The sequence below is a fragment of the Actinomadura sp. SCN-SB genome (assembly GCF_043906805.1).
Taxonomy (GTDB): Bacteria; Actinomycetota; Actinomycetes; order Streptosporangiales; family Streptosporangiaceae; genus Spirillospora.
The window spans coordinates 1-4,006 of record NZ_JBIMPP010000139.1; the positions used below are offsets into that span (position 1 = coordinate 1).

5 protein-coding genes are annotated in these 4,006 nt (G+C 70.2%); 3 read left to right on the top strand and 2 right to left on the bottom strand.

Annotated features, from left to right (window positions below; translation table 11 throughout):
* On the bottom strand, positions 1–824 hold an 824-nt coding region (locus ACGWYJ_RS38605), incomplete at its 3' end, for a hypothetical protein (protein WP_395111638.1).
* A gap of 5 nt (positions 825–829) precedes the next feature.
* A complete protein-coding gene (locus ACGWYJ_RS38610; RefSeq protein ID WP_395111639.1) occupies positions 830–1,174 on the bottom strand; it encodes a helix-turn-helix domain-containing protein in 345 nt (114 codons plus the stop codon).
* A 152-nt stretch (positions 1,175–1,326) separates the two neighbouring features.
* On the opposite strand from ACGWYJ_RS38610, the gene istA reads away from it, so the two are divergent.
* The 3 genes from istA to istB are packed head-to-tail and all read left to right on the top strand — an operon-like array spanning position 1,327 to position 4,006.
* Positions 1,327–2,916, top strand: coding sequence for an IS21 family transposase (gene istA, locus ACGWYJ_RS38615; RefSeq protein ID WP_395111641.1), 1,590 nt, complete (start codon positions 1,327–1,329; stop codon positions 2,914–2,916).
* Positions 2,913–3,182 (top strand): hypothetical protein, encoded by a 270-nt coding sequence (locus ACGWYJ_RS38620; RefSeq protein WP_395111643.1) that lies wholly within the window; start codon positions 2,913–2,915, stop codon positions 3,180–3,182. Before istA ends, ACGWYJ_RS38620 begins: the two co-directional genes overlap by 4 nt.
* Positions 3,182–4,006, top strand: a complete 825-nt coding sequence (gene istB / locus ACGWYJ_RS38625) for an IS21-like element helper ATPase IstB (RefSeq protein WP_395111645.1) — start codon at positions 3,182–3,184, stop codon at positions 4,004–4,006. Before ACGWYJ_RS38620 ends, istB begins: the two co-directional genes overlap by 1 nt.

Sequence of the window (4,006 nt, forward strand, 5' to 3'; positions counted from 1 at the left end):
ACAGCCGCCCACGCGCGCAGTTCGGTGGCCAGAGCCTCAGGCTGCGCGTTGATGAAGCTGTTGACCTTGCGTTCGTCTCGATCGCTTCGGGCTGAGGGGAGGAGCATGTTCCGGGCGGCGAGGAACTGGATGAGGCGTTTGCCTCTCGCTCGACGCTGGCTTGCGGTGAGCGTTCGGATGTCGTCCTCGGGGATGGGGGCCTCAGCACCTAGCCAGGCGAGGAGGACCCGGATGGCGCGAAGCGATGATTTCTGCGGCCCGGGCCCCCAGCGTTGGTCGAGCATGTAGGACTGGAAGTCCTTGATCAGCTGTTGGGCGGCTGGTGTCAGGGCGGGCAGTTCCTCGATGGGCAGGCTGCCGATGATCTCCCAGTCCCTGGGCTGATGGAACAGCGGTTCTTGGCCGGGGATGAGGAGGTGGGGCGAGCGCGGGGGCCGGGGTTTAGCGAGAGCGGGCCGAGGATGTGCCCAGCGCCTCTGGTCCTGCGGCGTCCGGAGCTGGACCCAGTGGATCTTGAGGTTGAACGTATAGGGCTTGCCGAGCGTGAGCTGCCGGCAGGACTGTTCAGGAGTGGCCAGCGGGTTGTGGCTGAGGTCGAGGCAGCAGCCCCGGCATAGACCCTCCCAGCACGGGACCTCGCAATTCCCGCAACGGTCGCAGCGCTGCGCAGGAAACCGATGAGGCCGGTCGCGAAAGCCGCGGCAACCAGGGCAGAGCTGCGCGAATCCCCAGGCCTGACAATCCAGGCAGCTCTGGGGCCGAGGTTTGCGAAGTGGAGGATGACGCGAGGAGGTCAACAGGGCGGCGTTCGATTTCGTGGCCACCGGTGTCAGTTCGGCGGTGGGGTTCGAGGCCGGTCACCCTTAGCTCGGGGGACGGGTCGTGCCCCACCCTTGCTCCGGGTATCGCTCTGCCCGACGGCTTCCGGCAAATCTGTGGCCTTGCCCGCAGCCCCCTCGATCGGCTCGGCTTCCAGGAGATCGGCGACCGTGCAATCCAGGGCGGCGCAGATCTTGTCCAGGTCGTCCAGCCGAACGGTGATGGGCTTGCCGCCCCACATCGCTGAAACCTTGCTGAGCGAAGGGCGGAACCCGACCTCTTCGAACGCGGCGAGTAGATCGGTCGGCCGCCAGATGTCACGGCGTGCTGCCGCCCAGCGCAGGTTCCATTTCACCGCAGGTTCCCCTTGTCCATCTGACGGCGGCCATGGAAAGCTCCCCATAGGCGGCCAGATACCGCCCCGCTGATGGCCACGGGGGTCCCCGTGGACGGCCAGATATCTCCCCGCTTGTTCCCGATCGGTCCCGGTCGGCGACAGTCGAGCGGGTGAAGAACAGCAGGGAGATCATGGAGATCCTTGAGGCGTATGACCTCACGGGCAGTTACCGTGCCGCGGCCGAGCTGGCCGGGTGCGACCACCACACGGTGGCGCGGTATGTGAAGATGCGCGCGGCCGGGCAGGCGCCCGAGCAGCGGCGGCACCGGGAACGGGCGATCGATGCCTATCTGCCCAAGATCGAGGAGCTGGTGGTGCGTTCGAGGGGGAAGATCCGCGCGGATGTGGTGCATCAGCGGATCGTCGCGATGGGTTTTGCCGGCGGGGAGCGCACCACCCGCCGCACGGTGGCCGAGGCCAAGGCGCAGTACCGGCTCGGCCGGCACCGGGTCTACCGTCCCTGGACGGTGGAGCCGGGGCTGTGGCTGCAGTTCGACTGGGGCTGGGGGCCGCGGATCGGTGGGCGGCAGACCACGTTGTGGTGCGCGTGGCTGGCCTGGTCGCGGTTCCGGGTGGTGATCCCGGTCTGGGACAAGACGCTGCCGACGATCACCGCGTGCCTGGATTCCACGTTGCGGCGGATCGGCGGGGTGCCGGCCTATGTGCTGACCGACAACGAGAAGACCGTCACCATCGAGCATGTCGCGCAGATCGCGGTCCGCAACGCCGAGATCGTGGAGGTCGCCAAGCATTACGGCACCACCATCCGTACTTGTGTCCCGGCTGATCCCGAGTCCAAGGGCGGGTCGGAGGCGACGGTGCGGATCGCCAAGGCCGATCTGGTGCCCACCGAGGTCAACCTGCGCGGGGAGTACTCCTCCTTCGCCACCCTGGAGGCGGCCTGCCGCGAGTTCTGCGCGCGGGTCAACGACCGCCCGCACCGCGAGACCCGCCGCAAGCCGGTCGAGCTTTTGGCCGAGGAGCGCCAGCGGTTGCACCCGTTGCCGCGGGCGCCGTTCACCGCGGCGTTCGGCACCACCCGCCGGGTGAACTGGAACTGCACCATCTCCGTCGACGGGGTGCGGTACTCGGTCCCGCACCGCCTGGTCGACACCCGGGTCTGGGCCCGCTTCCACGGCGACGAGCTGATCGTCACCGCCGTCGAGGCCGACGGCACCGCGGTCGAGGTCGCCCGGCACCAGCGGGGGAACCCCGGAACACCGGTCGTCGACGACGACCACTTCCCACCCCGGGAGAACAAGGACGCCGACCGGACCCCGAAGGCGACCAACGCCGCCGAGGCGGCGTTCTTGATGCTCGGCCCGGGCGCGGCGTCCTGGCTGGTGGAGGCCGCCGCCGCGGGCACCCGCCGGATCGGCGCGAAGATGGCCGAAGCGGTCGCGCTGGCCAAGCTGCACTCGCCCGCCGCCGTTGATCGGGCGCTGGGCACCGCCGCGATCACCGGCCGATTCGCCGACGCCGACCTCCTGTCGATCCTGGACTACCAGGCCCGCCAGGCCGACGCCGCGCCCACCCGGGCCGGTGAAGGCCACAGCCTGCAGCCCGGCACCTCGGCCTGGGCCGCCTTCGGCACCGGCACCGGCACCACCACCAGCGGCGCCGGTCTGCCCGACGACCTGCCGGACGACCTGCCCGACGACGTCGGTGGCCACGACCTGGACCTGGACGGTGACCGATGAGCCCTCAACTGAGGCCCGGCCCCGGCCCGGACTGGGCACCGGTGGCCATGCGCCGCTGGGTCGCCGAAGACCTCCACCGCACCCTGACGGCCGCAGCCCACCACATGGCCGATCACCTGCTGGACTGCCTGCCGGGCCATCGCTCCGACACCGGCGCCCTGCTGGACGACCTGCACTATCACGCCGGGCTGCTCAACTGCCGGCTCGCCGAGCACCCCACCACGGACCCCGCAACCGAGACCGCGACTGGCAAGGACGTGATCTGATGGCCACCCCGCTGCGCACCACCGCCGGCGCCACCGCCACCGCCCCCGGCACCGTCGGCGGCACGGCAGGCGACCCGCTGGCCGAGGCGATCGCGCTCACCCGCCGCCTCAAGCTCCCGCACATCCGCCGCACCCTGCCCGACCTGGTCCCCACCGCCAAAGCCCAGCGCTGGGACCCCGCCGAAGTCGTCCGCGTCCTGCTCGCCGAGGAAGCCGCCGGACGCGACCGCGCCAACCTGGTCACCCGCCGCAAACGCGCCGCCTTCCCCACCGGCAAGACCTTCGGCGACTGGGACGAGACCGCCTCGTCCATCCCGCGGCCCACCCAGGACGCCCTCAAGACCCTCGAATGGGTCGGGCGCCGCGAGAACCTGTGTGTCTGCGGGCCGTCGGGGACAGGCAAGAGCCACTTCACCGAAGCGCTCGGCCAGGCCGCCGTCGAGGCCGGGATGAGCGTCGCCTGGTTCACCATCGAAGACCTCGGCGCCCTGGTCCGCCGCCACCGCGTCGACGACTCCATCGCCCGCGCCCTGACCCGCATCATCCGCGCCGACCTCATCATCGTCGACGACATCGGCCTGCTACCGGTCTCACCGGACGCCGCCGAAGGGTTCTACCGCCTGGTCGACGCCGCCTACGAACGACGCAGCCTGACCGTCTCCAGCAATCTGCACCCCTCCGGCTTCGACGAGATCATGCCCAAGACACTGGCCACCGCCACCGTCGACCGCCTCCTGCACCACGCCCACGTCGTGGTCACCCAGGGTGACAGCTTCCGGCTCACCCAAGCCACCTCCGGGCAGGGGGTGAAGCCCTTCAGCTAA